A 23,380-nucleotide genomic window follows, 5' to 3' on the forward strand; every position below is an offset into this window, starting at 1 on the left:
GCCGTATGCCCAGAGATGCCGGGAGGAACAGAGGATTATCCCCAGGAATGCGTGTTTATATCCTGGCGGTCATTGCCGTCGCTTTTTTCTCCGTCATCGGCCTGGTTCTGTTCTACTCCCCCGAAAAACAGAACAGCGAAAATGCCGCTGTCGTTGATGCCGACGCCGGCGTCTACTCACGGCTGATTCTCCCGGAGGAAAAACGCGGTCTTATAGCCAATGATCATCTTCCCTTACGATCCCGACGCCTGGAATGGACCCGTGAACAGGTCGATCGTTTCTGGATTCCCCCCGGCTCCATTGTTCTTGAAATTATGAAGGATGAGAACGACGCCATATTGGAGGAGATCTTTGAATCTGTACCGTAAGGACTGCCTTACGCTTATAGTCTCTTCCCTTGTTTTTTTTACCCCGCTTTATGCATCTCCTCCGCCTCTTCCGCAGCCGCGCTTCGATTTATACCTTCTTCCCCCCGCACCGCCGGAAAAGATTGTCGAGTACCCTGTCATTACCCCTTCTTCGAAAGACGCTTCGGTAAAAAAAGAGCCGGAAGCAGTTTCAGAAAAATCTCTTCCCCGGGAGTCCGGCACTGCGACGACCGTCGAAAGGGCCCCAGCGCCTGAACTGCCCCGGGAAACGGAAGCTCAAAGGAGACCCTCCGGCGGTGCGGAAAAAACCTCCGGGAGCGGGGAGCAGGCGGTAGGACGGGCTGAGCGCATGGAGAATATCGCTCCCGAAGTGTACGCCCGCCTTAACGAGGGATTCAGTCTGGCTATTGAGGGCGGTTCCTGGCTCTTCATCGATGCCTATCCCTCAGGCGGAATCGCCTACGACGGCAGGGTGCGGGAGGATCGGTACATGCGTTTCAGCTTTCGGGCACAGAAAGAGGGAAAGTATATCCTGCAGTTTGTTCAGGGAAGTTCCGGAGGAGATGGCGGGAGCACCCACAGGGTCGTGGTGGAGGTCCTTTCAGGGGAAGAGTTCATGGCCAGGGTAACCGGTGAATCCGAAAGACGGGAGTCCGGCGCAGAGGACAGCCTTCAGGCGGAGGGAGAAATGGATCCCGGGCTTTCAGAGGATGAGCGTTACGGGGCTGCCCTGGAGCGTATGCGGAAGGGTGAATGGCAGAATGCCTTCGGGGTTCTTACCAGCTCTCCCGATTTTGATCCGTCAAAGCCCTCCCGGTTTACCGCCGCTGCCTTTGCCTCCGCTCTTTTTATGGATGATTACATGCTTGCCCTGGATTACGCGAATTTTCCTGCTTCCCTGCAGAAGGATTTTTCCGGAAGTATCCTGCACCTGAGCACAGAACTGCCTGTGGAACTCAGGCGACGGCTTCTGACCGCCTCCCTCGATCTTCTTCAGGGTCATCATGGCATGGACGAACTGGTGTTTGCCCTGGCCGGGGACTATGAGGAGCCCGGTCCCGCCCGTGACATTTCGGAAGCTGTCCGCTGGTATCGCTATCTCCTCTCCGAATATCCCCTGAGTGCCTACTGGCAGAGAGCCCGGGAGCGGGCCACCTACCTTGAACGGCATTTTCTTCTGGTACGGTAAGTTGCGTTCGCCTGCGGCCCGGGTATCCCATTGACAGGGGCGGGGTTTATCGGCTATAACTGACCCTAAACTTTATGCTTTGGGGTAACAGCACAGGCTATGTTTGACAAACTGACACGGACCTTTTCCGATGTCCTCCGACAGGTTTCCGGCAAAAGCAGCATATCCGAGAAAAACATCCAGGACGCAGTAGAGGAGATCAAGATCGCTCTGCTCGAGGCGGATGTAAATCTGCGGGTTGTCCGTCGTTTTGTCAATCATACCATCGAGGAGGCCCGGGGCGAAAAGGTATTGCGCTCGGTAAATCCCGGACAGCAGTTTATCAAGATCGTTCATGACCGGATGGTCAATCTGCTGGGATCGGAAACCGAGGGGCTGCAGCTGAAAGGTCCGGACACCTTGAGTCCCATTCTGTTCATGGGGCTTCAGGGGTCGGGAAAAACCACTACCTGTGCCAAGCTTGCCTTACGACTGAAAAAAGAGGGGCGTAAACCTCTCCTGGTTGCCGCCGACCTTGTACGGCCCGCTGCCGTCAAGCAGCTTCAGCTTCTGGGAGAACAGACAGGGGTCCCGGTTTTTGCTGTCGAGGGGGAGAAAAAACCGGTAAAGGTCGTCAAACAGGCCCTGAGCTTCGCGAAGAAGAACAGCTTCAATACGATGATCGTCGACACTTCCGGACGTATGCATCTGGACGACGATCTTATGAAGGAGATTCAGGAGATCAACTCCGTATTGAAGCCCGTTGAAGGTCTGCTGGTTGCGGACGCAATGACGGGGCAGCAGGCGGTGGAGATCGCCAAAGAGTTTAACGAGCGGGTAGGTATTACCGGAGTCATCCTTTCCAAGTTTGATTCCGATACCCGGGGCGGTGCCGCCCTCTCCCTGAAGAGCGTTACTAAAAAGCCGATAAAGTATGTCGGTGTGGGTGAAAAGATCGATGAGCTGGAGCAGTTTCATCCTGACCGGATGGCCTCGCGCATCCTTGGAATGGGTGATGTTGTCTCCCTGGTCGAGAAAGCCCAGGAGACGATCCAGGAGGAAGAGGCCGAGGAGCTCCAAAAGAAGCTGCAAAGCTCCACTTTTACCCTGCAGGATTACCTGGAACAGTTTACAAGAATAAAAAAAATGGGTAGTCTGCAATCTCTTGTCGAGATGATTCCGGGAATGAAGGGAAATATCGACGAGGATGCTTTGAACAGCAAGGAGATGAAGAAGGAAGAGGCGATAATACTGTCCATGACTCTTCAGGAACGTCATAATCACCGCATTATCGGTCCTTCCCGGCGAAAAAGGATTGCCTCGGGAAGCGGTACGTCGGTTTTTGACGTTAATCGTCTTTTGAAGAAGTTTGATAAAATGCGTCTGATGATGAAGAAAATGACAAAGAACAAGAAGCTTCAGGCTCAGATGCTTTCACAGTTCAATGGTAATATATAGCTTAAGCGTTCGATTATAGACAGGAGGATCGAGTGAGCGTTAAGATCAGATTGAAAAGGTTCGGCACAAAGAAGAGGCCGTACTACCGGATTGTTGTAATGGATTCCCGCGCACCCCGGGACGGCCGCGCTATCGAAGAGGTCGGACTGTATCACCCTATCGAAGTGGAAGAGAAACAGTTGAGCATCAAGGAAGAGCGTATCCGTGAGTGGATTTCCAAGGGGGCTCGTCCTACAGACACTGTTAAGCGGCTTCTGAATAAGCTGAACCTCTACATGAAATAAGGGTCGCGGAACAACAGATAAACAAGCAAGGATTATTGCGTGGAAAAAGATCTCGTTGAGTATATTGCGAAATCTCTCGTGGACGACCCTGCTGAGGTCGTAGTCAATGTTATCGAAGGTGAGAAGTCCACTATTCTGGAACTGAGGGTCTCTCCCGACGATATCGGTAAAGTCATCGGTAAGCACGGTCGGATTGCCAAAGCTGTTCGAACGATACTGAGCGCTGCAGCGACGAAGACCGGCAAGAGGATCGTACTGGAAATTCTCGATTAATGGAACGGATTACCGTCGCGCGGATCGGCAAAACCCATGGTGTAAAAGGCTACGTCAAGGTGAACAGCTTCTCCGGAAGCTACGATCATTTTGGCGACATCGAAGAGGGTACCCTGGTTTTCCGGCACGGTAAGGAGATCTCCGTTCGAATCGAGGAAGTCGTCCCTTTCGGCGACCGGGTGCTGCTGAAGTTTGTCGGCTACGATTCTCCGGAAGCCGCCCGTACTTTAACGGGCGGGGAGCTCTGGGTCGATAAAAAGCATGCCGCCCCGCTGGGAAAGGACGAATACTATATCGCCGATCTCAAAGGCTGTTCGGTTTTTTTTGGAGATCGGGACTGCGGTTCGGTTATCGGTGTAGCCGAAACAGGTCAGGCCGACCTGTTGGAGATCAAAACCCCGGACCGGGGATTCCGTTATCTGCCCCTCAAGGACGAGTACGTCGGCGGGGTGGATACAAAGGCCGGGAGGATTGAACTGAAGGTCGACTGGATTCTGGAATGAAGGTAAGTATCCTTACTCTTTTTCCGGAAATACTGGAGGGCTATTTTTCGTCCTCCATTATGGCGAAGGCTGTTGATCGGGGGCTTTTCTCTTACAGGCTGATCAACTTCCGGGAGTTCGCCTTCGACAGACACCGGACCTGTGATGATGCCCCCTACGGCGGCGGAGCCGGCATGGTTCTGAAGCCCGAACCGGTGGCAAAAGCCCTCGATTCGGTGGGGATCGCCGGAAAGCGGGTTATTTATCCCAGCCCCTCGGGACGATTGTTTCGCCAGTCCATGGCGGAAGAGTTCTCCCGGGAGGAAGAGCTGGTTATTATCTGCGGGCGTTACGAAGGCCTGGATCAGCGCATAATTGACCGTTATGTCGATGATGAGGTCTGTGTCGGTGATTATGTGCTCTCTTCGGGAGAAGTGGCGGCCATGGTCATAACAGATGCGGTGTATCGTCTGCGGGAGGGGATAATAAGTGCCGAGTCCCTGGAGGAGGAGAGCTTCTCCGACGGACTGCTCGAGTATCCCCATTACACGCGCCCTGAAGTCTTTGAGGGCGAAAAGGTGCCGGAGATTCTGTTGTCCGGGCATCATGAAAAGATACGGGAATGGCGAATGCGGCAGCGTCTGGCAAAGACCCTGCGAAACCGTCCGGATCTGCTTGAGAACAGGAACCTCGATGACGGGGAAAAGAGACTGTTAGAGGAACTGCGAGAAAAACAGGAAATCAGGGAGGAGAGAACCCATGAATACCATTAATGCCATTGAAGCTGAACAGATGAAGGAAAATATCGACGAGTTCCGCATTGGCGATACCGTTAAGGTCCACTTTAAGATTGTCGAAGGAACAACCGAGCGTGTTCAGATCTTCGAAGGTGTTGTAATTGCCAAAAACAACAGCGGAATCCGTAAAACCTTCACCGTCAGGAAGATTTCCTACGGCGTGGGTGTGGAGCGTGTATTCCCCCTTCACTCGCCACGGGTAGAGAGGGTCGAGGTTGTACGCCGCGGCCGTGTTCGCCGTGCCAAGCTGTACTACCTGAGAAGCAGAGTGGGTAAGGCTGCCAAGGTTACCGAACTTATCCGGCGGAAACAGCAGAAGTCCAAGGCCGAGCAGGCCTGATCCGCTGCCTTTATGATCAGCCCAGTCCGCGGTACGCTGAGCTTCAGCGGCGGTGGACCTGGTCCGATATTCCGGTCCGGGCGCTTACTGACGGTTATCGTCCGTCAGAGTGGAACCCGGGGGCTGATTATCGAAGCTGACGGAAAACGTTTCAGAGTCTCATCAAATATCCCCTTACAGAAAGGGGATGTTTTTGTGTCCAGGGTAGAAAACGGACCCCGGGGAATATTCCTGAAGATCCTCGAGAGTCCCGGAGATTATTCTTCCACAGACGTCCACCGGCTTTCTGAATTGATGCGTCAGGAACCGGAACTCGTTCGCGCCCTGATTCGTTCAGGACTTTCCCTGAACGATGAGAACATCAAGCGGTATCGGCGCTTTGTAAGCGAAAAAAAAGGCAGGGAACGGGAGGAGTATGCCAGGTATCTGACTCTCCTGGACGAAAAAAACATGCTGCCTTTGCTGGAGCCGGAAACACCGGATTTTTTGAAGGATAAAGAGGAACAGGATACACCGGAAAGCAAGGATACATGGAGGGATGTTTCCGTCGATCCCACCGGTATACGCGGGATTCTGCTGAGAAAATCCTCTTCTGTGACCGAAACTGCCCTGTTCAATCATAAAAAGAGCGGCAAAAAAGATCATTGGATGAAAATTCCCATGCGCCTGAAAATAGGAGAAAAGGTATTGTCCGGTGAACTTCGGCTGAGGATCGGTCTTTCCGAACGGGTCCTTCTGGATGGAATACTGAAACTTGTTGACGAGTCTGCCAACCCCGGGGAGTCCTGGGTCTTCGGAATTTCGGATACCCCTGAACGGTCCTTCTATCTTATCGAGCATCCTCCGGTGGATAAGGAAAAACTGGCAGGTTTTATTCAAAAAGTACGAAAACTGGGCTTCCCGTATGTCGATACTCTAAGTAGGGGAGATTTCGACGGCTTCTCTATTTCTGATACCAAAATCCCGAGGGGTGTGGACGCACAGGCATGAAGAACGCCAGGCAGGAAAGGGCTGTAAGTCTCAAGTACGATCCGGCATTACCGGCACCCTTCGTAACTGCCAGAGCAAAGGGATTTCTCGCCCGGCGTATGGTGGAGATTGCGGAAGAATCAGGGATTCCTGTAATATCTACAGGACAGACAGCGGAGGATCTCTTTTTCCTTGAACCCGGCGAATTTATCCCTGAGTATCTTTTTGCTGTAGTTGCGGAAATATTTGCATTTATATACAGTGTACAGGAATCCTGATGAAAAAAATACCAGTAGATGATCTGAAAGCCGGAATGAAGTTTGACCAGCCCGTGTATATAGACGGGGAGAATATCCTTGTGCCTGCGGAAATCCGCATTACCGAGAAGGACATTTCCCGTCTGCGAAAATGGGAAATAGAAAGTGTGCAGACCGCCGGTTCCGTTATTGACGAAGAGGAAGAGCGCAAGACAAAGGAACAGACCATCCACGATCTCAAGGAGTCCCGCACCTACAAGGAGCTCCTGCAGATCTACCTGGCCGCTATAAAACAGATAAATGTTCTCTTTGCGACAATGAAGCAGGGAAGAAGGGTTACCACCAGGGAATTCAACAAGGTAGCGGAACTGCTGTTTCAGACCGTTAAACGGTGCCCGACGGAAATGACCGGGATAACTATCCGGACAGACAAGAACCATCAGGGACTGGCGGTCAGTTCCGTAAACTGTGCGATTCTCGCACTGGTAACCGGAATAAACCTTAAACTGGATAATACCAAGTTGCACAGTCTGGCGGTTGGAGCGCTTCTCCACGATATCGGAATGCTCAAGATGCCGGATGCGATTCTCAACAAGACAGGTGATCTGCACGAAGCGGAATATAAAACCATATATACCCACACGGTTCACTCCTACAACGTCATTACAAAAGAACTGGGATACCCTGAGGATATAGGTCTTATCGCATTGCAGCATCATGAACGGTGGGACGGAAAGGGGTATCCTCATCAGATTTCCGGTGAACAGATTTATATCCTGGCCCGTGTCGTGTCCCTGGTGGATTCTTTTGAGGCGATGGTGAGGGATAAGCCCTACCGGGACTCCATGATTGGCTACAGCGCCATGAGACAGATTCTCAACGATAATTCCAGGCGTTTCGACAGCAGCATAGTCAAGGTGTTTCTCAAGAGTATGGGTATCTACCCCCTGGGGAGTGTGGTTATTCTGAATGATGGTTCAATAGGAAGTGTGGTCCGTACCCATGCATCCGTGCCTCTCAGACCGGTTGTCAGAATCCTGATGGACAGCGACGGCAAGCGGTATGAAAACGATGATGGTGAAACCATCGATCTTCTTGAAACTAAAACCCTTTTTATAGTACGGGCTATAAATCCCAGGGAGCTGGGAAACAGGCAGGAGAACAGATGAATCGGTCACAGCAGGGCAGGTCGGGAGAACAGGAAGCAGCCTGTTATCTGCAGAACCTGGGGCATGATATTGTTACACGGAACTACTCTGCCCGAAACGGAGAAATCGATCTGATAACCAGCCTTGATGAACGTCTCCATTTTGTGGAGGTTAAGAAATGGATTCTACCCCGGGAAAATCTCGAGTTTTCCATAAACCGGCGTAAAATTCACCGAATCAGACGTACCGCCGAGGATTTTCTCGCAAAGAACAGCAGATTCCGGAATTGGGAAAAACAGTTTGACGTGGTATATATATCAGAAACGGACCGCTGCGTGCATTACATACCCCAGGCCTTTGAAGGTGGAGCAGAATGATAAGAATCGCAAAGCCAACGGATCCAAAAAAGATAGCCGAATTGAAAAAGAAGATTAACGATAAAAAGTATCTGGATGCAGCTATACAAACCCTAGCTCATACAATAACCAAAGAAATTCTGCACATCGACGAGGTATGATCAATGGACCAGGAAAACCGGAATAAGAATGCCAGCCAGAAGTCAGGCGGTCGCTCCCGATCTTCTCAGCGGGGAAAAAGAAGGGGAGGAAGAGGCGGTTCGAATAAGCGCTATTATTCCGAGTGCCCTATCTGCGGCAAGGGCGTACGGGACCTCCTTACGGCGGTTGCCTGGGGGGATGAGCGAAAACCGAGCCATTTTGACTGTGTTCTCAAGGCAATAGCGGATCAGGAAGATGTTCAGGGGAAAGAAAAGGTCGTATACCTGGGGGCCGGGAGTTTCGGCATAGTCAAATTCCGCTCCGGGACGGGATCTTCTCCCCGTTTTACCGTCCGCAAGAGGGTTCAGCTTGAAGAGAAGGAAGAAAAACTGGACTGGCGAAAAAAGGTCAGCAGGGATATCAGATAAGAAAAAAAACGGCTGCAGAAAGCAGCCGTTTTTTTGTCGGTAACGCAGAATGTTCAGTTCTGTTCCCGCATGAGAGAGATTACCTGGTAGGCTTTTTCCTTGACCGGACGGATGTAGTTCCCGTTCTGAGCTATCTGAACAACAGCAGCATAAACCTGGCGGTTGTTGTTGGTGGAACCGTTCTTTTCTATGAGCTTCTGGATGGCTAAAAGTGATGCGTGGGCGAAATTGTCGTTCGGGACCATCTGGTCCTGATTCTGAAGTGCGAAGGCTATGGCGCGGCTTACCTCACCCTCTTCATCTATACCGATTGTGCCGAGTGCATAGGCTGCTTCCGCAAGTACGACAGGATCGTCATCGGTCTTCAGAACATTCAGAAGGGTATCCTTCGAGTTTTCTCCCCCAAGCTCTCCAAGAAGCCTGCAGGCTTCACGGCGAACGGTGGGAAAATAGTTCACGGTCCTGTTGTTTTCCCTTACGATCCGGCTGATTCCCTCTTCAGAGAGGTAATCCAGTACAAAGTGGGCCCCGGGATCACCGGTACCGAAAGAACCGTCCTTGATTGACTCCTCAAGCATGTTGAGAGACATCAGCTTCATATCCCGGTCATCGAGGAAGGCCATTTCCCGCATGATCATAATATCGCCGCTTTGAAGATACAGTTCCTCGATGGTTGCCGTTTTTTCCCTGGGAACGGTCTGCTCCGATTCCTGTGCAGATACCGCGGACAGGGCAAAGAGGACCAGAAGAAGAACAGTAACTGTAGACTTGCTTTTCATTGTAACTCCCTGCTCTCAAAATCAATATAAAATATCGTTATGTAATACAAGATATACAATACAGTATATCACTGCCAGAGGGCAATCTTCCAGCCCTCTCCGTCGTTTGCAAGATAGTAGAGGATCACCGGAGTGTCGTTTACTATACTGTACGCCAACAGATGGTTCTCATCAATAAATTCTATTTTGTCGAGGGTTGCCTCTTCCCGGCTGCCGACTACAATATAGAGAAAATAGTCACGCAGACTGCGTAAACGAAGTTCGTAGCGATACTTCTTTCTCAGATCATCGGAAATCTCCCTGAGAACAGCGGGATCTGAGTAATGTTCCCGATATTCCCGGGTTAAATACTGGTTCCACTCTTCAAAGTTTTCGTTACGGATTATCGTATTCAACCGGTCGATTAAAACCTCAACGTCGTCAAAGGTTTTTTCATAGATTTCCTGGGTAACGACAAAGTCCTCAGGTTCCCCTTCCACAGGTTCTTCAGCGGGAGGTTCCGGTTCGGGAACTTCCTCGATGACGGCCGGTTCTACAGGTTCTGCGACTTCGGGTTCCACCGAGGCACAGCCTGCAAAGGTCAGTACAGCAAGCCCTGCGCAAAGGAAGATGAACACCCTGACAATGTTTACTTTCATCGCTGATAAGTTTACTCGTTTGGCGATGGTTTGTCAAAACGAAAAAGAGAGACCGGACCTCTTTTCACATTGACAATTTCTTTGCCCGCCGCGTATTATTGCATATGCAAAGAGCTGTTCTACCGGGTTCCTTCGATCCGCCGACAAATGGTCACCTCAATCTGATTACCCGTGCCGCCAGGATATTCGATGAACTGCATGTTGTCATCGCCTTCAACCGGGGCAAGAACTATCTGTTCGATGAAAACGAACGAAAGACGCTTATGATCGAACTGGTAAAGGACATGCCGAATGTCACGGTGAGTCTGTGGGACAGGCTCGTGGTGGATTATGCCAAGCGGGAGAAAATCTCTGTCATGATCCGAGGTGTGCGGGCCCTTGCGGACTTCAGTTACGAATTTGAGCTTGCCATGACAAACAAGGAGCTCTATCCTCCTCTGGAAATCATTTTTATGCCCACAGACCCCAAGTATTTTGTACTGAGGTCTTCTGCGATCAAGGAGATCGCCATGTTCGGTGGAGATATTGAAACAATGGTCCCTCCGAATGTGGCCACGGCGCTGCAAAAGCGTCTGTCAGGTGCTTGACAATGGTATTTATATGGGTTAAGTTCTTTTGACTAAAAGAGATTGCGAGGTTGTAAGACATGGCAGTACCAAAATATAAAACTTCGAAGGCACGTTCACGACGTCGCCGATCCATAAACAACCGTCTGGTTGCTCCTCAGCTCACTGAGTGCGGCACCTGCGGCAACAAAGTACTCCCACACCGCGTTTGTCCCAAATGCGGTTTCTACCGGGGCCGGCAGGTCCTGGATCTTAAAGACATGGCCTAAAGCACACGCTAAGGAGTAAGAAATGGATGATCTTTTTGAAAAACTCAAGAAGTTGATCGCCGAGAAACTGGAGATTGAAGAGGACCAGATCAAGCCGGAAGCATCATTCCGTCAGGACCTCGGAGCTGATAGTCTTGATACATATGAACTTGTATATGCTATCGAGGAAGAACTCGGAATCAGCATTCCCGACGAGAAGGCTAACGAGTTTGAAACTGTAGCCGATGCCCTTGAGTACATCAAATCACAGGTAAAATAACTGTAAAGAACAGTGGGGTCTTTACCTAAACTTCAGTCATTTAATACCCCGACTGTGGATGCGGAACGCAAAAAGGAGCTGCTCCTTTTTGAGCGTAACGCGAAAGTCAGGTTCAAGAGACTCGATCTCTTGAACCTTGCTTTTACCCACCGTTCCTACGCCAATGAAAATCCCGGCGTAGTAGATAATAACGAAAAGCTTGAATTCCTCGGCGACAGTGTTCTTGGTATCGTTGTAAGCGAGTATCTCTTCCGCTCCCTTCCCGACAAGAACGAGGGAGATCTTGCACGCATTAAATCCTTTGTTGTCAGCGAAAACAGCCTGGCCCAGATAGCCAGAGCCCTGAGGGTGGATAATTTTATCCTGATAGGCAAGGGCGAAGAGTACTCCGGAGGACGAAAGAAAAAAGCGATTCTTGCGGACTGTATGGAGGCCATTATCGGCGCCTGTTATCTGGATTCGGGAATAAAGAGCGCCCGTAACTTTGTACTGTCTTTTTTTGTAGAAGAGATAGACAAGGTTCTGGAGAATAAGCATCAGAAGGACTATAAAACCCTGCTGCAGGAATTCGCCCAGAAAAAGTATCACAGTTACCCCCGCTACCGACTCGTAAAAAAATCCGGACCGGACCACGATAGAACATTCTGGATAGATGTGGAGCTGAACAATCGTACCTTCGGCCCCGGAAAGGGCAAGAATAAGAAGCAGGCGGAGCAGGAGGCGGCTTCCATTGCCTACGCCCATCTGTGCGAAGGGAATCAGGAGTCTCTGGACCGAAGCTCCTCGTAGAGGTTTCCGGCAAGGGGCAGAAGCTTTTCTCGGCTGTTCATACCGGGGTCGTCCAGGACCGTCTCAAGCAGTTGATCAAGAATTACACCTAAAAGTGGTCCCGACGGCAGGCCAAGCTCCATTAAATCCCTTCCGTTTACCTTAAGGTCTTTCAGGCTGAGGGCATTCTCTTCAGCCAGGATGTCTTCAATACGACGCTGAAGGACGGACAGGTAATCCAGTGGCAGCGGACGCCGATCGAGGCCGTAGGCATCCGCACGGCGAAGCATAAAAAGCTTCTCAATATGATCCTTTCCGACCCTGGCAAGAAACCTGCGAACCGCAGCGTCGGTCCACTCGTCGGTATAATTGAACATGTGCTGCCGAATAAGATGCAGAACCTCCCGGATGGTCTGTTTTGGATACTTCAGGCGGTACATGAGGTTTCCCGTTATTTCTGCCCCCAGTATTTCATGCCGATGAAAGCTGAGTGTCCCGTCTTCCGCTTCCCGGACGCTGGCGGGTTTTCCAAGGTCATGGAAAAGGGCAGCAAGGCGAAGGACCAGATCGCTCTGTTCTGCACCTTCACAGGAATATACGCTGTGTTCGAAAACATCGAAGGAATGGGAACCTTTCTGAAAAACCCCGGTGCACCGGTGCAGTTCCGGAAGGATATGCGGAAGAATTCCCAGATCCCGCAGCAGAAAGAGTCCCTGTGCGCAGTATTCGCCGGTAATCAGCTTGTTGAACTCATCGCGGACCCGCTCTGAAGAAATACCGGTCAGGGACCCGCACAGCCCGGCAGCCGCCTGCCGTGTTTTGTCCTCGATTACAAATCCCAGCTGGGAAGAAAAACGGCAGGCCCTGAGAATACGCAGCGGGTCCTCGGCAAAGCGTTCCTCGGGCCTTCCTATGGCAACAATCCGGCCTGCACGTATTGCCTGTACCCCATCGTAAAGGTCGATCAGTCTGGCATCGGAAATATTCCAGGCCAGGGCGTTCATGCTGAAGTCCCGGCGGCTGAGGTCCTCTTCAATGGAGCTGGAGAACTCCACCCGGTCAGGATGCCTGGAATCGCTGTAAGTGGATTCGGTACGAAAGGTCGTTATTTCATACTGCTCCCCGCCAAGGAGAATCGTCACAGTCCCGTGGTCTATGCCGGTGGGAACGGTACGGTGAAAAATACGCTGAATTTCTGATGGGGTAGCGTCCGTGGCAAGATCGTAATCCGTGGGTTGAATACCCGCGATATCATTCCGTACCGCTCCGCCGACGATGTAGCACTGGTAACCGGCGGCCGAGAGAATTGTGTTGATGGTGCGTACGTTTTTTGGCACATGCATAGGCGTTCATGATTCAATCAGCAGGATACAAAGCTGTCAAGCGGGAACATAAAAAAAAGCCGCCCCCCTGAGGGGGACGGCTGAACAATGAAACGCTGGAGAGCCTGCTCTTACTGGAAGAGCTGAAGAACCGACTGGGTCTTCTGGTTCGCCTGGGCCAGCATTGCTGTTCCGCTCTGAACGAGGATCTGGTTGCGGGTAAAATCGACCATCTCTTCAGCCATGTCCGCGTCACGGATGCGGGACTCTGAAGCCTGCATGTTCTCCGCACCCACAGAGAGACCCTGGGAGGCGTATTCAAGCCTGTTCTGGTAGGCACCGAGATCGGCGCGCTGCTTGGATACCTTTTTCAGGGCTTCGTCGAGAACACCGATGGAGATGTTCGCCTGATCGGGCGTCTCCATGGAGATAAAGGTAGCCGTCTCGGGTACACCGTTGGCTCCCTGGACGCCGAGTCCCTGGGCGGTCATGGTACCGATGTATACGCGTTCCCGCTGATCCATGTTGGCACCGATATGGAACCACATTGAAGCGGTAACCACATTCTCTCCGGTCTGGGAAGCGAAACGACCGGTGAGCATGTTCATGCCGTTGAACTGGGCATGACTGGCAATCCGGTTGATCTCGTCAACGAGCTGAGAAATCTCAACCTGAATCTGCATCCTGTCTTCCGCTGAGTAGATTCCGTTGGAAGACTGTACTGCGAGTTCTCTCATTCTCTGCAGAATATCCTGGGTCTCCTGCAGGTAACCCTCGGTGGTCTGGATAAAGGAGATGCCGTCCTGGGCATTCCGTTCCGCCCGCTGCAGACCGCGGATCTGGGACCGCATTTTCTCACTTACAGCCAGTCCGGAAGCATCGTCGCCGGCGCGATTGATGCGCATACCGGATGAGAGGGCCTCCATGTTGCCGTCTACCCGTCGGTTTGAGAATTTGAGAGTACGCTGAGCGAAGTTTGCGCTCATGTTGTGATTGATGATCATAACATCCTCCGTGATGTTTTCGATAGGAACATCCTTGTTCCTTCACCTATACTGATCGGTACCTGAAAATAACTCTTTAGTTTTTTTTACACTACAAATTGCAAATACCATTAGCCTTTGGTATGCTGGGTATTACACAAAATGGACGGATGTTTACTGATAGGCGGAAAAGCGCCGGACAAAAACCTGCTTGGTCCCCGTATGAATGACTGGGACATCATTATTGCCGCTGACTCCGGGCTTCACCATGCCCGGAGTCTGGGCCTGACGCCCACGGAACTCATAGGGGATTTTGATTCCGTTGAGCAGCAATGTATCGATGATTATCCGGATATGATCATTCACCGGCATAAACCTGACAAGGACGAGACGGATACGGAACTTGGTATCGAACTTCTGCGTAGGCGGGGGGCCCGGAGAATCCATATTGTAGGAGGGGGCGGTGGCCGTCTGGACCATCTGTATGCGCTGTTATCCCTCTTTCACCGGGAGAATCCTCCCGACTACTGGTATACCCACCGTGAGCATATACAGCTCATTCAGGGAGAAATGCTGATATACCCGGGAATAAACCGCAGGGTATCCTTCTTCCCCCTTGGAACAGGGGAGTGCCGAATGAAGACCTCCGGTCTCAAGTGGCCCCTGGACAGCTTGCGCTGGAAGGTCGGGGATTTCGGCATCAGCAATATTGTCACTAATGAAGAAGTAAAAATTGAGATGAAAAAAGGAAAATTGATAATGGTCTATGATTTGGGAAACGAGGACAGCTTATGAGCGATGTATTTCATGAACTGTCCAGGTCTTTGGGAGACGAAGAACGTAAGGCTCTTCTCAAGAGGATCTCCGACAGTCTTAATTACCGTACCGATGCGGAAGACAACATCTACCATAAGGATCCCAACCGGGAAGAACGAAAAAAGCTCATAGAAAAAGAGGTTGCAGCTCTCAACTGGCTGCAGAGGTTTTTTCTGTGGATGAGAATGACTTTTTCCGGGAAACCCCTGAACCAGGTCGTCAGTGAGAACAAATTACGATCGATACAGCGGCGGGTGAACCGAAAGGTCCCGGGCTTCGCCGGATTCGATACCCAGGTATTGTATCCGGCCTTCGCACTGAAGGTTTTTGAGCTCTTCAAGGCTGTTCTGCCCCTCCGGGAGCCCTTTAAACGCTTCTGGTCTGAGGGTGAACATTTTCAGGCGATTCTGGCTGCCGTAATCGAGGAACGTCTGGGCGAACCTCGACAAAAAGTTGAAGATCTCATTACAACCGACGAAATGGTAGAGATTTATTCCCGGAAAGGAACCCGTGCTGCCGTTCGCAGCGAGTTTATTTCCAGGCTCCAGTCTTACACCGATACCCTGGGGGATGATATTTTTCATAACCTGGAGGAGGAAATTCTTCCCGTCTATTATATAAAGGAACTGGTAAGCTTTCCTTTTCATTCGTTTTTTGAAATGTTTCATTATGTACCGCCCCGGGACCCCGGAGAGAGCGCACCGTTTTTTAAAACCGCCTCCGCCAATTTGAGCCTGGATCTTATAGAGCGTCTCTACTATGCCGTCTATATTATTTCAAAGGCGGATGACAAAGGAGAACTGAACGTAAACCTTCTCAGGCGTCTGTTCAGTAATGAAGATCAGGATGACGTATACAGCGAAGAGCAGATAATTCAAGGCATTAAGGACGTAATCAAGCTGGGGAAAAGTTTTTACAACGATGTACCTCTGGCGGATATAATCCGATTTTTCCGCAAAGATCCCTATTATCAGCTGATTTTCTATATGCCCACAATGAATCTGAAGGATTTTTATCTGTCGATACTGAAAATCCGATTGCTTTCTGATCTCGATGAGGTGTTCGACAAGGTGCGGGATACCTATATTGAACGTGAGACGGCGAAATTTTTCAAGGAAAAACGCTACTTTAACTTTCCCTATTACCGGGTATACATGAGTATTGATTATAAAGCTGCTGATTTGCCCTTTTTTATCCATACTCGTTCAGTCTCTCTTGTCTATAATTATCTGAAGATTTTCTACCGGGAGTATATGCAGGAGATTGTCAGGATACTGGAACGGAACGTCCTTGATCAGAATCGAATTACCCGGGACCTTCTTTTGTCCCATGCCGCGAACCTGGAAGATCTGGAAGACAAGATAAAACAGTTCGACTATTCCCTTTCTCCGGACTCGGAGGACGGAAAGCTTTTTCAGCGTTTGCGTTTTTCCCTGGCCGGGGATCCTTCTCATCAGCGTATGTACCGGACCCTGGTGGTACAGAAGGACCGGGAGGTAAAAACGCTTCTCGACCGCTCCCACGAATCCCTGGAGGGACTCTCAAAAATATTCCAGGAACTCATTCTTACCAGATCCGACAGTATCAGGATACAGCTGAAAAGTCACTTTTTACTGAACGGAAAATCCACAAGCCTTGAATCGGCTCTTAAGCACTGGACCAGGCATATTAACGATTTTCTGATTCTTTTTAATCAGGTGCTGCGGATCGAAAAGGGCAGATCCTCGTAGTAGGATTTCAGGCGTTCACAGGTTTTGCGGGGATCCTCCACCAGGACTCTTTTGCCACCCATGAGCTCCGGTATTCCTATTTCATTGGGGTAGCGGGGAATGATGTGTTCATGCAGATGGGATATCGAAGCCCCGGCCGCCAATCCCATGTTTACTCCAACGTTGTAGGCATGGGGTTGATAGACCGAATCCAGCATATCCAGCAGATAGTTTCGCAGCTGCCAGAGCTCCGTCTGTTCTTCGTCGGAAAGCGTGCGTAAATCCTCCGTATGCCTCAGAGAGAAAATCAGCAGGTGACCTGGATTGAAGGGATAGAGATTGACGCTGACCCCGAACCTGGCAGTACAGAAGACAATGAGATTGCTTACATCCGTATCGCCCCGGGTCAGTTTGCACAGAATACACCCGTCGGGGCGCTTGCCGTGAACATAATCGCCCTTGGCGAAATTCAGAAAATAATCCATGGGAATGCCGTTCTCCTAGTCTGTTTCCGGCAGGACGATCAGGGGTTCATCACTCTGGTCCCGGAAAATTTCCAGCAGGACCGGGTATTCCTGCAGCAGCGCTCCGTATTCCTTGAGGACCTCAATGCGGCTTATTTCCCGGGTACGGGCGCTTGAAGCGGCTTCCAGCGCCTGGACGGCTATTTCATGACTTCTTTCCAGATAGGCCAGATAGTTCTCTTTTACCTTTCGGTAAAGATCCAGGTCCGGAAAGCTGTAATCGGATAGGCTGATATCGAAATCCTGAAGCTGGGGTATCTCACGGGTTATGCGGGCGTTCAGGGCCTCCTCGAAGTCCGCAGCACCCAGGTCGAAATTTTCATCCTCGACAAGCGTACGTAGGGCATCGGCAAAGAGAGTTTTTACATCAGTTTCGATTACCTGGTAGGTTTCAAGAAGAATGTCGCTGTAATCACTGGTTTCAGCGTTTATACCCGCCCTTTGAAAAATCTGCGGTAAGGACTGGGGCCGAAGACGATAACGAAATAAAGCCTTCACACGAAGCGCAAAATCCACTTCTGCATCCGCATAGTTCTCATACGCCCCGGCGGAAGGGAGTTCCCCGTTAAAATCGAGGGAGACAGTCTGCTCCTGAAGGCGTATATGGAACAGACGCAGGTTTGTGGGTAACAATCCCTGCCACATCCACTGAAAGCTTCCCGGGGAGAGAACCGGATGATCATAACCGTTGGTCTTTGTCAGAACGACCCCGTAGGAACCCTCGGGAATACGGAAAGAAACATAGCCGAAATAGAATACCGTAGCGGCAATAATAATGAGAAGGACCAGGGTAAAAATAAACTTCTTCATTCAGGTTACTCTCCAATACCTAATATTTTGGCCATCTGATTGAAATCCTTTACAATTCCATCGGGTTGTATGTGTAAAACGCGGGGCTCAGAGTTTCTCATTCGCAAAGACCGCCTGTCCCCCGCAAACAGAAGGGTCCGCATTCCAAGGGAAGAGGCTGCAGCTATATCGTTGAGCATGTCGTTCCCGACATAGAGTACGCGTGATGGGTGCGCCAGGTATTCTCCGCCGAGATTTACCAAAGCTTTTTTAAACAGAGCGGGATCAGGTTTCGCCATATCTTCACAATACGACCAAATGCACAATTTGTCTTCAAAGACGGAAAAACTCTCTCCAAAAAAATGCTTCATCATAAGGGGGGTATAAAACTGGGCATTGGATACTACACCGATGCGGAAACGGCCCCGAAGCAGTTCCAGAACATCCCTGCTTCCCGGCATCGGCCAGACCCTGTTTCTGGAAAGTTCATGCAGCAGGGCAAGCTCTTCCGCCAGAGTCGATAACTTGGCACTGGAAATGTCTGTATAGATTTTTCCGAGCACCCGCTTCCAGATGGATCTGATTTCCACCTCGGGATGGAGGGTACCCCCCGCTTTTTTCTGCCGATGGTCCTTCAGTATCTCTTCCTTAACGAGCTCATCCACCGGGACGTCCTCAGGAATCAGAAGATCCATCTCCCTGAGGACCATACTGCGAAAAGTGTCGCCTGCTGTATCCTCCATGACGGTTCCCACATCACCGCTGGAACTGATTACCAGGGTACCGTACACATCGAACAATACCGCATCGACGGTATTAAGATCCGGCAGCAGGGCCGGAACGCCTGTTGGTTCGGGTTCCAGAGGAGAACAGTAACGGCAGAAATGTCGTCCGTAATCGACACTGGAGACAGTACTCATTACACGTCATTTTATTCTTTACACCCGTAACTATCAAGATTCATGGCCATTTTTTAAATAGTATGCTACATTTTAGCATCGTGAGATTTTCCGGAACAAGATACTGGTTCATTCACTTTCTTCGCCGTTTGTCTCTTTTTCTTTTTTTGTATGTCTGCATAGTCATGACGGTGTTTGTGATCGGGAATTTCCAGAACTTTCTCGATTCCACCCTGGAGAGAATCCTGCTGATTCTGGAAACCACCGCCATGATCGGCGGCATTTCACTGTTCTTCCTCATTATCCTGAGCCTTTTTCTGGCAGTATTCGGCAGGGAATTATCCATTGCAGTCTGGATAAGCTCTTCTCTGGGACTTTTTACCCTTGTAATGCTGCTCTTTTTTGTAAAATTCCTGAAGGCATGGCTGTATTCTCCGTGAACGAGGTGGTTTTAAAAACCAGGCCCGAGATCCACAGAATCCGTTACGCCTGTACACCCATAGAAGAACTGTTCAGATCTCTTCCATCGGTCCTGAAAACAGGGTACCCGATTGAGGAACTGCGGAGCTACTGTTTGAAATTCCTGCGCGGACAGGGCTGCGAACCCGCACTGCGGGGGTTTAACGGCTTTCCCGAGGACATCTGTATCTCCGTAAACAATGTGGCGGCCCACGGAGTTTCCACTGCGGAGGTACTGCAGGAAGGCGACCTGGTTACGATAGACGTAACCACCGTGCGGGATGGCTGGCACGGCGACGGTGCCTGGACCTTCGCTGTCGGCAGACCGGGGCCGGCGGCCAAAAGACTTCTGCGCTGCGCCTGGCAGGCCACACGGGAGGGGATTCTCGCGCTGAAGGCGGGGTTCTATCTGAGTGAGGTAGGGAAGGCCATTGATTCTGTTGCCCGCAGGTACGGCTGTACGGTGCTGCCGTATTTTGTAGGACACGGCATCGGCCGAAGCATACACGAAGAGCCGAAGGTCCTGCATACGCTGGTGGACCAGCTGCCATGTCCTGTTGTTCCGGGCCTTGTGGTGACCATAGAGCCCATTGTGTCCCTTGGCGGATCTGCCACAAAGCTTCTGGATGACGGATGGTCCCAGACGACGGTGGACGGGAGCCTGACTGCCCAGTTCGAGCATACCGTTGCGGTTTTTTCGACCCATACAGAGGTTCTTACCATGCGAAATCAGCGTGACCTGCTGCTTGACTTTCCCCCGTTTATCTAATAATATGCGCCCTGCAAACGCCGACTTAGCTCAGCTGGCCAGAGCACGTGACTTGTAATCTCGGGGTCGTCAGTTCGAATCTGACAGTCGGCTAACCTACAAGCTCCCTTAGGGGAGCTTTTTTATTGTCCTGTAAGGAATTACGTGGTATTATTGATGTGCGTGATTTTGGCTGACAGCTGATTAAATGCACGTTTTTGGGTACACTGTAGACAAATTCAGAATAGGTAAAAATCGTTTTTAACACGGGATACCAAGAAGCACCGAAGCGCTTCTTGTCGCAGGTAGATATTATATATACTACTGTTTTTTCAGGTAGAAAGATCACATTGATTTTATTGCACAATGTGTTTCTATTTCATTGTTTCTACGTAATATTCATTTCCCGGGTTAATCGTGTGGGGGTACCTGTGAGCAGTTTGTTATGGATAACTTATGCACTGGAAAGGGTTTCAGGATAGATAGGCAGCAGGGCAAATACTTGCTGAGTTGCTATGTTATTTAGTTGAGAAAATGTATCATTTAAAGAAAAATTATTGATCTGAAGTGAAAGTTTTATATAATGAGACGATGACAAATCGTGATATACATAAGAATATCGTTAAGATATTGAGTCTAAGCTTAGCGCTCCTTGCGGTAACTTTTCTGGTATATGAAACCGGTGGCATTAAACATGTCTATTCTCATTCAATGTATCCGATCATCCTGCTTGCAGGGTTATGGTTCGGAGCAAAAGGCGGTATTCTTACTGCATTTATTGCAGGCCTGTTGCTCGGACCGAAAATGCCCATGGATGTAGCTACCGGAGAGATCCAGACCTTCATTAACTGGATTTTTAGGCTCTTCATTTTCATTGGTACTGGTGGGATTTGGGGCTCCATAATTGATTACCTGCGGTCTCGTCTGGACATGTTGAAATGGGCAAGTCGACATGATCCGGAAACCGGTATTGGAACTTTATCTCTCTTTGAGGACCGTTTCTATCAGCTACAGGAAGAGTCGCCCGCGGATAAACAGATCGGAGTGTGCTTATGCTCTGTTGAAAACTATGATGAGATTGTAAGCACCTTCGGTATGAGGTCAGGAGAATCTGGCATACTTCAGTTTACAGAGAGGGCGGGGAAGTACTGTCCGGAAGGAGCTTCTGTTTTCCTGAAACGCATGGGCAAGCTGGTCATTCTCGTTCCTGATTTTAATGAAGATATGGAAACTGAACTTGCGCCGCGGATAAGACAGATTACAGTGGAACCTTTTCATATAGACGATATCCCGATTCACTTGGAACTGTCGGTGGGATTTCATCAAACCAAAATCGGGACTGACGATTCAGCTCTCGAGCTTGTAAGAAAGGCAACAATCGCACAGGAGGAAGCACAACGCCTCGATAGCGAGTATGTGGTGTATACACCAGGTCTGCAGACTATACCTAAAGAAGCTATTGCTCTTATCGGAGAGCTCCGACGAGCAATAGACAAAGATGAACTCTATCTTGAATACCAGGCCAAAGTTACAGTAAATGAACATCGTCTTATCAGTGCCGAAGCTCTGGTACGCTGGAAGCACCCAGGCCTGGGGATTATCAGTCCCGGAGCATTTATTCCTTATGCAGAGAAAAGTGATCTTATAAACCCCATGACAGAATGGGTCATTGAGAAAGCACTCCTGCAGCTCAGGCAATGGCAGGAGCAGGGATTCTTTACAAAAATAGCGATCAATATCTCTACCAGAAACCTTCAAGTCGCTGGCTTTGCGGATCGCCTTAAAGAGCAGCTCGAGAAGTATAAAATCAGTCCGGAATCAATAGAGCTGGAAGTGACAGAATGGACTTTCATGAAGGATCAGCAGAATGTCCTTGAGTCGCTTGAGAAACTGTCGCAGATTCCGATCTTTCTGGCGATTGACGACTTTGGGACCGGGTATTCTTCTCTGCAGTATATTAACCGAATCCCTGGCAATTCCATAAAAATCGACAGATCCTTTATCAATCAGATCGATAATGACCCGGGTGTTTTTCAGGTTGTTCGTGCAGCTGTGAGAATCGGTCATGCCCTTGGAATGGAAGTTGTTGCCGAAGGGGTTGAAACGGATATTCAGTACAACATGGTACAGAAAGCTCAGTGTGATGCGGTCCAGGGGTATTACATACACCGACCGAGTAGTCCCGAGGAATTATACAATCAGTATGTAGGTAAAAAAACCAAGAACGATAATTAATGTTAGCTTATGAATGAATTATGCACCTCAGAAGACACCCGGGATTAACCGATAACGCACGCGAATCGCATAATCCCGATAGCCTGGTAATTCTTCCTGTAGAGTTTTATCTTCTAGTATAGTTCTAATAACGGTAATGATCAGTGCCACTATTACTGGAATGATTGTCCAAACAGAGCTTAAAGCAAGCACAATGCCCGGTAGCGCTATAATATTTCCAGCATAACCAGGATGTCTTACAATCTGATATGGACCACTGTCACAAACTTTATGCTCCCGGTCCGTTTGAATACGAACCACACTAGAGAAGAAACTGTTCACTACCAAAGCACAACCACCAATGGTGTAGCCAAGAATAATCAATATTAAGCCAGCGATATTGAGCCATAGCGGAAATACAGGTGACCACCCAAAGCGGTGATCTAGTCCTGCTGCAATAAATAACGGAAAAGTTACACTCACAGCCATTAATGGAGCAAGTACTTTATCCCACGACTTCACATTCTGTGCTTTGCCCATTTTCCCTCGTTCTGTTAGCAATCCTGGATGCCTTTTTTCTGCCAAAATACGAGGGACGATACTCGCTACAATTATCAATACTGAATAAAACCAACCCTGCCACCAACCGAGATCCCATCCGCTTATCACGAGAATCAATGGTATGAGGAAAAGAGTAAAAATTAATCCACCCAAATCTTTGAGATTTACTGTGTTAGATTCCATACTTATTCCTCCTTATCAATTGTATATCTGCTATCTAAAAATTTGAAGATAACATTGCGCCTAACGTTCCGCGAATATGAGAAGTTGTCGAAGCGAAGCGCAGGCACTTTGGATGGATCCGAAGGCGGAACCACACATTCGCTCCTATGTGCTGAATCGTTCGCGCGTTAAATCAAGAAAATATTTAACTGATGCTTTCTCATTAGTTTCCTCGTTGAAAACATACTCATCCGACATTCTATCGATATATAAAATCCCATCTAAATGGGCAATTTCATGCTGAAAGCACCGAGCCATTTTGTCTTTTGTTTCAACTGTATGAAACTCTCCCAATCTATCCTGATACTTGACGATAATGTTCTTAGAGCGACTAACCCGCATTTCTCACAAATAAAATGAAAAAGAGGGCCTTTTTATGATAAATT

At 49.7% G+C, this 23,380-nt stretch carries 32 protein-coding genes and 1 tRNA gene; 24 read left to right on the top strand and 9 right to left on the bottom strand.

All coding sequences use genetic code 11. The annotated features are described in order from the left end of the window. The first annotated feature begins 47 nt into the window (after positions 1 to 47). From B4O97_RS16500 to B4O97_RS16560, 14 genes are all read left to right on the top strand, one after another. A complete protein-coding gene (locus B4O97_RS16500; RefSeq protein ID WP_143305784.1) occupies positions 48 to 368 on the top strand; it encodes a hypothetical protein in 321 nt (106 codons plus the stop codon). After that, positions 352 to 1,557, top strand: coding sequence for a hypothetical protein (locus B4O97_RS16505; RefSeq protein ID WP_083052543.1), 1,206 nt, complete (start codon positions 352 to 354; stop codon positions 1,555 to 1,557). Before B4O97_RS16500 ends, B4O97_RS16505 begins: the two co-directional genes overlap by 17 nt. A gap of 99 nt (positions 1,558 to 1,656) precedes the next feature. Beyond that, positions 1,657 to 2,994, top strand: a complete 1,338-nt coding sequence (gene ffh / locus B4O97_RS16510; protein WP_083052545.1) for a signal recognition particle protein — start codon at positions 1,657 to 1,659, stop codon at positions 2,992 to 2,994. A 32-nt stretch (positions 2,995 to 3,026) separates the two neighbouring features. After that, positions 3,027 to 3,278 carry a 30S ribosomal protein S16 gene (gene rpsP / locus B4O97_RS16515; protein WP_083052546.1) on the top strand — a complete coding sequence of 84 codons (252 nt, stop codon included), beginning with the start codon at positions 3,027 to 3,029 and terminating at the stop codon, positions 3,276 to 3,278. A gap of 39 nt (positions 3,279 to 3,317) precedes the next feature. Then, the gene (locus B4O97_RS16520) at positions 3,318 to 3,551 is read left to right on the top strand and encodes a KH domain-containing protein (protein ID WP_083052548.1); all 234 of its coding nucleotides are present in this window, start codon (positions 3,318 to 3,320) and stop codon (positions 3,549 to 3,551) included. Continuing rightward, the gene (rimM, locus tag B4O97_RS16525; RefSeq protein WP_083052549.1) at positions 3,551 to 4,054 is read left to right on the top strand and encodes a ribosome maturation factor RimM; all 504 of its coding nucleotides are present in this window, start codon (positions 3,551 to 3,553) and stop codon (positions 4,052 to 4,054) included. The genes B4O97_RS16520 and rimM overlap by 1 nt, the downstream gene beginning before the upstream one ends. After that, a complete protein-coding gene (gene trmD / locus B4O97_RS16530; protein WP_083052551.1) occupies positions 4,051 to 4,806 on the top strand; it encodes a tRNA (guanosine(37)-N1)-methyltransferase TrmD in 756 nt (251 codons plus the stop codon). The genes rimM and trmD overlap by 4 nt, the downstream gene beginning before the upstream one ends. After that, entirely contained in the window at positions 4,793 to 5,170 is a 378-nt protein-coding gene (gene rplS / locus B4O97_RS16535; protein WP_083052552.1) for a 50S ribosomal protein L19, read from the top strand. Before trmD ends, rplS begins: the two co-directional genes overlap by 14 nt. A 12-nt stretch (positions 5,171 to 5,182) precedes the next feature. Next, complete coding sequence (locus B4O97_RS16540; protein WP_083052559.1) at positions 5,183 to 6,160, top strand: hypothetical protein; 978 nt, start codon at positions 5,183 to 5,185, stop codon at positions 6,158 to 6,160. After that, a complete protein-coding gene (locus B4O97_RS16545; protein ID WP_083052561.1) occupies positions 6,157 to 6,417 on the top strand; it encodes an EscU/YscU/HrcU family type III secretion system export apparatus switch protein in 261 nt (86 codons plus the stop codon). Before B4O97_RS16540 ends, B4O97_RS16545 begins: the two co-directional genes overlap by 4 nt. Next, positions 6,417 to 7,565, top strand: coding sequence for an HD-GYP domain-containing protein (locus B4O97_RS16550; protein WP_083052563.1), 1,149 nt, complete (start codon positions 6,417 to 6,419; stop codon positions 7,563 to 7,565). The genes B4O97_RS16545 and B4O97_RS16550 overlap by 1 nt, the downstream gene beginning before the upstream one ends. After that, the gene (locus tag B4O97_RS16555) at positions 7,562 to 7,921 is read left to right on the top strand and encodes a YraN family protein (protein WP_083052564.1); all 360 of its coding nucleotides are present in this window, start codon (positions 7,562 to 7,564) and stop codon (positions 7,919 to 7,921) included. Before B4O97_RS16550 ends, B4O97_RS16555 begins: the two co-directional genes overlap by 4 nt. After that, positions 7,918 to 8,061, top strand: coding sequence for a hypothetical protein (locus B4O97_RS19640; protein ID WP_198947093.1), 144 nt, complete (start codon positions 7,918 to 7,920; stop codon positions 8,059 to 8,061). The genes B4O97_RS16555 and B4O97_RS19640 overlap by 4 nt, the downstream gene beginning before the upstream one ends. Before the next feature lie 3 nt (positions 8,062 to 8,064). Next, the gene (locus B4O97_RS16560; RefSeq protein WP_083052566.1) at positions 8,065 to 8,469 is read left to right on the top strand and encodes a hypothetical protein; all 405 of its coding nucleotides are present in this window, start codon (positions 8,065 to 8,067) and stop codon (positions 8,467 to 8,469) included. Between the two features lie 53 nt (positions 8,470 to 8,522). Here the strand turns inward: B4O97_RS16560 and B4O97_RS16565 are convergent, their stop codons facing one another. Together B4O97_RS16565 and B4O97_RS16570 are read right to left on the bottom strand one after the other, a co-directional pair. Further along, positions 8,523 to 9,248: a HEAT repeat domain-containing protein gene (locus B4O97_RS16565; protein ID WP_083052568.1), complete on the bottom strand. Its 726-nt coding sequence runs from the start codon at positions 9,246 to 9,248 to the stop codon at positions 8,523 to 8,525. 68 nt (positions 9,249 to 9,316) lie between these two features. Continuing rightward, positions 9,317 to 9,886: a hypothetical protein gene (locus tag B4O97_RS16570; protein ID WP_083052570.1), complete on the bottom strand. Its 570-nt coding sequence runs from the start codon at positions 9,884 to 9,886 to the stop codon at positions 9,317 to 9,319. Positions 9,887 to 9,990: 104 nt separating this feature from the next. Here B4O97_RS16570 and coaD point away from each other — a divergent pair, with 104 nt between their 5' ends. Genes coaD through rnc form a run of 4 tightly spaced genes read left to right on the top strand, consistent with a single transcriptional unit; the run spans position 9,991 to position 11,769 of the window. Further along, the gene (gene coaD, locus B4O97_RS16575) at positions 9,991 to 10,473 is read left to right on the top strand and encodes a pantetheine-phosphate adenylyltransferase (RefSeq protein WP_083052572.1); all 483 of its coding nucleotides are present in this window, start codon (positions 9,991 to 9,993) and stop codon (positions 10,471 to 10,473) included. A gap of 59 nt (positions 10,474 to 10,532) precedes the next feature. After that, positions 10,533 to 10,721, top strand: coding sequence for a 50S ribosomal protein L32 (gene rpmF / locus B4O97_RS16580; RefSeq protein ID WP_083052574.1), 189 nt, complete (start codon positions 10,533 to 10,535; stop codon positions 10,719 to 10,721). Positions 10,722 to 10,743: 22 nt separating this feature from the next. Continuing rightward, on the top strand, positions 10,744 to 10,980 hold the full coding sequence (acpP, locus tag B4O97_RS16585; protein WP_083052575.1) for an acyl carrier protein: 237 nt from the start codon (positions 10,744 to 10,746) through the stop codon (positions 10,978 to 10,980). 54 nt (positions 10,981 to 11,034) lie between these two features. Continuing rightward, complete coding sequence (gene rnc / locus B4O97_RS16590; protein ID WP_233143099.1) at positions 11,035 to 11,769, top strand: ribonuclease III; 735 nt, start codon at positions 11,035 to 11,037, stop codon at positions 11,767 to 11,769. Here rnc and B4O97_RS16595 read toward each other — a convergent pair. Both B4O97_RS16595 and B4O97_RS16600 read right to left on the bottom strand, forming a co-directional pair. Then, entirely contained in the window at positions 11,739 to 13,091 is a 1,353-nt protein-coding gene (locus tag B4O97_RS16595) for a CCA tRNA nucleotidyltransferase (protein ID WP_083052578.1), read from the bottom strand. The genes rnc and B4O97_RS16595 overlap by 31 nt on opposite strands. Positions 13,092 to 13,201: 110 nt before the next feature. Continuing rightward, on the bottom strand, positions 13,202 to 14,074 hold the full coding sequence (locus B4O97_RS16600) for a flagellin N-terminal helical domain-containing protein (RefSeq protein ID WP_083052580.1): 873 nt from the start codon (positions 14,072 to 14,074) through the stop codon (positions 13,202 to 13,204). A 141-nt stretch (positions 14,075 to 14,215) separates the two neighbouring features. On the opposite strand from B4O97_RS16600, the gene B4O97_RS16605 reads away from it, so the two are divergent. Further along, positions 14,216 to 14,848 carry a thiamine diphosphokinase gene (locus B4O97_RS16605; protein ID WP_083052582.1) on the top strand — a complete coding sequence of 211 codons (633 nt, stop codon included), beginning with the start codon at positions 14,216 to 14,218 and terminating at the stop codon, positions 14,846 to 14,848. Beyond that, positions 14,845 to 16,599 (top strand): DUF5312 family protein, encoded by a 1,755-nt coding sequence (locus tag B4O97_RS16610; protein WP_083052583.1) that lies wholly within the window; start codon positions 14,845 to 14,847, stop codon positions 16,597 to 16,599. Before B4O97_RS16605 ends, B4O97_RS16610 begins: the two co-directional genes overlap by 4 nt. Here B4O97_RS16610 and B4O97_RS16615 read toward each other — a convergent pair. Genes B4O97_RS16615 through B4O97_RS16625 form a run of 3 tightly spaced genes read right to left on the bottom strand, consistent with a single transcriptional unit; the run spans position 16,563 to position 18,811 of the window. Next, the gene (locus B4O97_RS16615; protein ID WP_083052585.1) at positions 16,563 to 17,063 is read right to left on the bottom strand and encodes an HIT family protein; all 501 of its coding nucleotides are present in this window, start codon (positions 17,061 to 17,063) and stop codon (positions 16,563 to 16,565) included. The genes B4O97_RS16610 and B4O97_RS16615 overlap by 37 nt on opposite strands. A gap of 15 nt (positions 17,064 to 17,078) precedes the next feature. After that, positions 17,079 to 17,912, bottom strand: coding sequence for a hypothetical protein (locus tag B4O97_RS16620; protein ID WP_083052586.1), 834 nt, complete (start codon positions 17,910 to 17,912; stop codon positions 17,079 to 17,081). A gap of 5 nt (positions 17,913 to 17,917) precedes the next feature. Beyond that, positions 17,918 to 18,811, bottom strand: a complete 894-nt coding sequence (locus B4O97_RS16625) for an HAD family hydrolase (RefSeq protein WP_083052588.1) — start codon at positions 18,809 to 18,811, stop codon at positions 17,918 to 17,920. Between the two features lie 164 nt (positions 18,812 to 18,975). Between B4O97_RS16625 and B4O97_RS16630 the strand changes: the two genes are divergently transcribed. From B4O97_RS16630 to B4O97_RS16645, 4 genes are all read left to right on the top strand, one after another. Beyond that, complete coding sequence (locus B4O97_RS16630; RefSeq protein WP_143305786.1) at positions 18,976 to 19,230, top strand: hypothetical protein; 255 nt, start codon at positions 18,976 to 18,978, stop codon at positions 19,228 to 19,230. Next, positions 19,212 to 20,018 (top strand): type I methionyl aminopeptidase, encoded by an 807-nt coding sequence (map, locus tag B4O97_RS16635; protein WP_083052591.1) that lies wholly within the window; start codon positions 19,212 to 19,214, stop codon positions 20,016 to 20,018. Before B4O97_RS16630 ends, map begins: the two co-directional genes overlap by 19 nt. A 19-nt stretch (positions 20,019 to 20,037) precedes the next feature. Continuing rightward, a tRNA-Thr gene (locus B4O97_RS16640) sits at positions 20,038 to 20,111 on the top strand. Between the two features lie 477 nt (positions 20,112 to 20,588). Continuing rightward, the gene (locus B4O97_RS16645) at positions 20,589 to 22,232 is read left to right on the top strand and encodes a putative bifunctional diguanylate cyclase/phosphodiesterase (RefSeq protein WP_083052593.1); all 1,644 of its coding nucleotides are present in this window, start codon (positions 20,589 to 20,591) and stop codon (positions 22,230 to 22,232) included. 27 nt (positions 22,233 to 22,259) lie between these two features. Here B4O97_RS16645 and B4O97_RS16650 read toward each other — a convergent pair whose 3' ends face one another. Next, on the bottom strand, positions 22,260 to 22,955 hold the full coding sequence (locus tag B4O97_RS16650; RefSeq protein ID WP_083052595.1) for a methyltransferase family protein: 696 nt from the start codon (positions 22,953 to 22,955) through the stop codon (positions 22,260 to 22,262). Positions 22,956 to 23,099: 144 nt separating this feature from the next. Continuing rightward, positions 23,100 to 23,336: a peptide deformylase gene (locus B4O97_RS16655; protein WP_083052597.1), complete on the bottom strand. Its 237-nt coding sequence runs from the start codon at positions 23,334 to 23,336 to the stop codon at positions 23,100 to 23,102. Between the last annotated feature and the right edge of the window lie 44 nt (positions 23,337 to 23,380).

Origin of the sequence: Marispirochaeta aestuarii (assembly GCF_002087085.1) — a bacterium.
GTDB classification, from domain to species: Bacteria; Spirochaetota; Spirochaetia; order JC444; family Marispirochaetaceae; genus Marispirochaeta; species Marispirochaeta aestuarii.

Coding starts and splice junctions, on each gene's coding strand:
- B4O97_RS16500 (WP_143305784.1), top strand. CDS start 48: ATGCGTGTTTATATCCTGGCGGTCATTGCCGTCGCTTTTTTCTCCGTC.
- ffh (WP_083052545.1), top strand. CDS start 1,657: ATGTTTGACAAACTGACACGGACCTTTTCCGATGTCCTCCGACAGGTT.
- rimM (WP_083052549.1), top strand. CDS start 3,551: ATGGAACGGATTACCGTCGCGCGGATCGGCAAAACCCATGGTGTAAAA.
- trmD (WP_083052551.1), top strand. CDS start 4,051: ATGAAGGTAAGTATCCTTACTCTTTTTCCGGAAATACTGGAGGGCTAT.
- rplS (WP_083052552.1), top strand. CDS start 4,793: ATGAATACCATTAATGCCATTGAAGCTGAACAGATGAAGGAAAATATC.
- B4O97_RS16540 (WP_083052559.1), top strand. CDS start 5,183: ATGATCAGCCCAGTCCGCGGTACGCTGAGCTTCAGCGGCGGTGGACCT.
- B4O97_RS16545 (WP_083052561.1), top strand. CDS start 6,157: ATGAAGAACGCCAGGCAGGAAAGGGCTGTAAGTCTCAAGTACGATCCG.
- B4O97_RS16550 (WP_083052563.1), top strand. CDS start 6,417: ATGAAAAAAATACCAGTAGATGATCTGAAAGCCGGAATGAAGTTTGAC.
- B4O97_RS16555 (WP_083052564.1), top strand. CDS start 7,562: ATGAATCGGTCACAGCAGGGCAGGTCGGGAGAACAGGAAGCAGCCTGT.
- B4O97_RS19640 (WP_198947093.1), top strand. CDS start 7,918: ATGATAAGAATCGCAAAGCCAACGGATCCAAAAAAGATAGCCGAATTG.
- B4O97_RS16560 (WP_083052566.1), top strand. CDS start 8,065: ATGGACCAGGAAAACCGGAATAAGAATGCCAGCCAGAAGTCAGGCGGT.
- B4O97_RS16565 (WP_083052568.1), bottom strand. CDS start 9,248: ATGAAAAGCAAGTCTACAGTTACTGTTCTTCTTCTGGTCCTCTTTGCC.
- B4O97_RS16570 (WP_083052570.1), bottom strand. CDS start 9,886: ATGAAAGTAAACATTGTCAGGGTGTTCATCTTCCTTTGCGCAGGGCTT.
- coaD (WP_083052572.1), top strand. CDS start 9,991: ATGCAAAGAGCTGTTCTACCGGGTTCCTTCGATCCGCCGACAAATGGT.
- rpmF (WP_083052574.1), top strand. CDS start 10,533: ATGGCAGTACCAAAATATAAAACTTCGAAGGCACGTTCACGACGTCGC.
- acpP (WP_083052575.1), top strand. CDS start 10,744: ATGGATGATCTTTTTGAAAAACTCAAGAAGTTGATCGCCGAGAAACTG.
- B4O97_RS16595 (WP_083052578.1), bottom strand. CDS start 13,091: ATGCATGTGCCAAAAAACGTACGCACCATCAACACAATTCTCTCGGCC.
- B4O97_RS16600 (WP_083052580.1), bottom strand. CDS start 14,074: ATGATCATCAATCACAACATGAGCGCAAACTTCGCTCAGCGTACTCTC.
- B4O97_RS16605 (WP_083052582.1), top strand. CDS start 14,216: ATGGACGGATGTTTACTGATAGGCGGAAAAGCGCCGGACAAAAACCTG.
- B4O97_RS16610 (WP_083052583.1), top strand. CDS start 14,845: ATGAGCGATGTATTTCATGAACTGTCCAGGTCTTTGGGAGACGAAGAA.
- B4O97_RS16615 (WP_083052585.1), bottom strand. CDS start 17,063: ATGGATTATTTTCTGAATTTCGCCAAGGGCGATTATGTTCACGGCAAG.
- B4O97_RS16620 (WP_083052586.1), bottom strand. CDS start 17,912: ATGAAGAAGTTTATTTTTACCCTGGTCCTTCTCATTATTATTGCCGCT.
- B4O97_RS16625 (WP_083052588.1), bottom strand. CDS start 18,811: ATGAGTACTGTCTCCAGTGTCGATTACGGACGACATTTCTGCCGTTAC.
- B4O97_RS16630 (WP_143305786.1), top strand. CDS start 18,976: ATGACGGTGTTTGTGATCGGGAATTTCCAGAACTTTCTCGATTCCACC.
- map (WP_083052591.1), top strand. CDS start 19,212: ATGGCTGTATTCTCCGTGAACGAGGTGGTTTTAAAAACCAGGCCCGAG.
- B4O97_RS16645 (WP_083052593.1), top strand. CDS start 20,589: ATGACAAATCGTGATATACATAAGAATATCGTTAAGATATTGAGTCTA.
- B4O97_RS16650 (WP_083052595.1), bottom strand. CDS start 22,955: ATGGAATCTAACACAGTAAATCTCAAAGATTTGGGTGGATTAATTTTT.
- B4O97_RS16655 (WP_083052597.1), bottom strand. CDS start 23,336: ATGCGGGTTAGTCGCTCTAAGAACATTATCGTCAAGTATCAGGATAGA.